Here is a 2,736-nt window from a genome sequence, read left to right as displayed (position 1 = left end):
GGCAGCCACAGCCCCTTCTCGCGGGCCAGCTTGCGCAGGCGGATGATCTCGGGCCCCCACTTCGCGCGGTCGTCGGTCTTCTCGAGCACGGCCGCCGCCGGCTCCACGTCTTTGTCGATGAACTCGCGGATCCGGGTGCGCAGCTCGACGATGTCGGCCGGCAGGCTGAAGTCGATCGCCATGTCGTGTCTTCCTTCTTCTTTTTCGAGGCCGGGATTCTATCGCGTGTCGAAGCGGTAGCGCGCACGCCAGAGCGCGGCAGTGAGCAGCGCGAAGGGCACGCAGCCGGCCAGGCCCACATACAGCGAGCTCGGGCGCGCGTCGCGCACGCCCCAGATCGCCATGCCCAGCGCCACCGAGCCGCAGTAGAGCGCGGCCCAGGGGTGCATCCAGGCGCGCATCTTCCAGAAGCCCCACGCGCCCGCCGCGTAGATCGCCCAATGCAGCGGCTCGGTGGCCTTGGCGGCCCAGCCGGTGAGCATGAAGCCGACCCAGACCTCCTGGTCCCGGCCGACCGGCTTCCAGAAGAAGTCATAGGGCACGTAGACCAGCGCCATGAAGGCGCAGAAGCCGAGAAGCCCGGTCATCCACCAGGGCCGCTCCGCCACGGGGCTTACAGGCGTTCGAGCAGGGTGGCCGCGGCGTTCGCGACCGAGTCCGACGCGGTCGACATCTCGAGGTTGCGCAGGCGGCTGCGCAGCAGAGACTTCTGGTCGGCCGAGAGAGCGTCGGCCACGCGGTCGATCTCGTCGGTCACCTGGAGCACGTCGCGCTCGGTCTCGAGGTCGAGCAGCCGGACCAGGAGCCCCACGTCGGCCGGCATGCCGAATGCCTTCACGTACTCGCGGAAGCTGCGCAGCAGGTTGTCCTGGCCGTCGGCTTCACGGAGCCGTTCTTCGAGGCGGAGCCGGCCGCGGTCGGCCTTCTTCCCGAACAGCCGCTCCTCGACTTTTCGCCGGTAGCGCGCGGCCTGGTGTCGGGCCCGCTGCTGCCGGGCGGTGAGGCCTTGGTCACCGCCGTGCCCGTTGCGTTTGCGCTCGTCGCGGCCCTGCGGCCGGTCGGAGCCGTTGGATGCGATCTTGTCCTGATCACTCACGCCTGTGCGCTCCCTCAGATGCGGCGCAGGCGGCGCCGCTTCGCGAAACGGTCCCGGTCGCGTGCAACCGGTTCGAAGCTCGGCCTGGCCGACTCGAGCTCCGCAGAGCGGGGCGCGGCAGCCATCGCCGGCCCCCTCCCCACGCGCGTAGCATGCCTCATCCGGCGCGCGCTGTCTCTCCCATTCTTCGGGTGGTCCGGCCGCGAGCTGTTGCCGCTGGGCTGCGCGCTGTGACAGGCTGGCCGCATGCCGGAGATCCGAGAAATCGCGAGTGGCCTGGAATTTCCCGAGGGACCGATCGCCCTGCCCGACGGCAGCGTGCTCCTGGTCGAGATCAAGCGCGGCACCCTGACGCGGGTGTCTCCCGACGGGCGGGCTTCCGTGGTGGCGAAGACCGGCGGCGGGCCCAACGGCGCGGCGCTCGGACCGGACGGACGGGTCTATGTCTGCAACAACGGCGGCTTCGAGTGGCACCAGCTCGGCCCCATGCTGCTGCCGGGCAACCAGCCCGCCGACTACGTGGGCGGCAGCATCCAGCGAGTCGACCTGGCGACCGGCAAGGTCGAGACGCTCTACCGCGAGTGCGGCGGCCACCCGCTGCGCGGGCCGAACGACCTGGTGTTCGATCCGACCGGCGGCTTCTGGTTCACCGACCACGGCAAGACCCGGCCGCGCGATCGCGACCGCGGCGGCCTGTACTACGCACAGCCCGACGGGAAGTCGGTGCGCGAGGTGGTCTACCCGCTCGACGCGCCCAACGGCGTCGGGCTCTCACCCGACGGCAGCCGCGTGTACGTGGCCGAGACCCACACCGGCCGCGTGTTCTGGTGGGATCTCTCGGCGCCGGGCCAGATCCGCCCGCACAGCTCGCCCAACCAGGGTCACCTGCTGGCCGGGCTGCCGGGCCTGCAGCTCCTCGACTCACTCGCCGTCGATGCCGACGGCAACGTGTGCGTGGCCACGATCGTGAACGGCGGCATCACGGTGATCTCCCCCGACGGCGGCAAGATCGAGCACGTGCCCATGCCCGACCCGCTGACCACGAACGTCTGCTTCGGCGGCAACGACCTGCGCACCGCCTACGTGACGCTCTCGGCCACGGGCAAGCTCGTCTCGACGCCCTGGCCCCGGCCGGGGCTGAAGCTGGCCTTCGGCTAGGGCCGAGCAAGCGCCGCAGGCGAACGTAGTCAACCAGTCAAAGCGTTCGAGTGACCTTCTTCAGGCCTGCCGGCTTGTCGGGGTCTCGGCCGCGCGCGCGCGCGAGCCAGAATGCGAGCAGCTGACCGGCGATCGCCGCGGGTATGGGCGCGAGCCACTCGGGCGCGGCGGGGATACACAGATCTGCGTCGCTCTCGCTGGCCACGCGCACGATGCGCGCGCCGCGCTCGAGCAGCTCCGCGGCCAGACGGCGCACGTCGGGCGCGGCCGGGCCGTGCAGCTCGAGGGCGAACACCGGGGCGCCGCTCTGCGCCAGCGCGATCGGGCCGTGCCGGTAGTCGGCGGCCGAGAAGGGCTCGGCGAACACGCCCGCGAGCTCCTTCAGCTTGAGCGCCCACTCGAGCGCCACGGGATAGCCGAAGCCGCGCCCCACCACGGCGCAGGCGGGGTGCGGCGCGAGCGCCTCGGCGAGCTTGCGCGCG

At 71.4% G+C, this 2,736-nt stretch carries 5 protein-coding genes; 1 reads left to right on the top strand and 4 read right to left on the bottom strand.

The features are described from left to right. The 3 genes from VMR86_12285 to VMR86_12275 all read right to left on the bottom strand — a co-directional run. On the bottom strand, positions 1–182 hold a 182-nt coding region (locus tag VMR86_12285), incomplete at its 3' end, for an acyl-CoA dehydrogenase (GenBank protein HTO07821.1). Positions 183–218: 36 nt separating this feature from the next. Further along, positions 219–587: a hypothetical protein gene (locus VMR86_12280; GenBank protein HTO07820.1), complete on the bottom strand. Its 369-nt coding sequence runs from the start codon at positions 585–587 to the stop codon at positions 219–221. Positions 588–613: 26 nt separating this feature from the next. Next, the gene (locus VMR86_12275; GenBank protein HTO07819.1) at positions 614–1,096 is read right to left on the bottom strand and encodes a hypothetical protein; all 483 of its coding nucleotides are present in this window, start codon (positions 1,094–1,096) and stop codon (positions 614–616) included. Between the two features lie 246 nt (positions 1,097–1,342). On the opposite strand from VMR86_12275, the gene VMR86_12270 reads away from it, so the two are divergent. Beyond that, positions 1,343–2,254 (top strand): SMP-30/gluconolactonase/LRE family protein, encoded by a 912-nt coding sequence (locus VMR86_12270; protein ID HTO07818.1) that lies wholly within the window; start codon positions 1,343–1,345, stop codon positions 2,252–2,254. 37 nt (positions 2,255–2,291) lie between these two features. Here VMR86_12270 and VMR86_12265 read toward each other — a convergent pair. Further along, a partial coding sequence (locus VMR86_12265; protein HTO07817.1) for an SIS domain-containing protein occupies positions 2,292–2,736 on the bottom strand: 445 nt, incomplete at its 5' end.

It is taken from the genome of Myxococcota bacterium, assembly GCA_035498015.1.
Taxonomy (GTDB): domain Bacteria; phylum Myxococcota_A; class UBA9160; order SZUA-336; family SZUA-336; genus VGRW01.
Note: the sequence above shows the minus strand (reverse complement) of the source record. Positions and strands in the feature narration are given on the sequence as shown.

Excerpts from the sequence above, each read along its gene's own strand:
- VMR86_12280 (HTO07820.1), bottom strand. The coding sequence starts at position 587 with ATGACCGGGCTTCTCGGCTTCTGCGCCTTCATGGCGCTGGTCTACGTG.
- VMR86_12270 (HTO07818.1), top strand. The coding sequence starts at position 1,343 with ATGCCGGAGATCCGAGAAATCGCGAGTGGCCTGGAATTTCCCGAGGGA.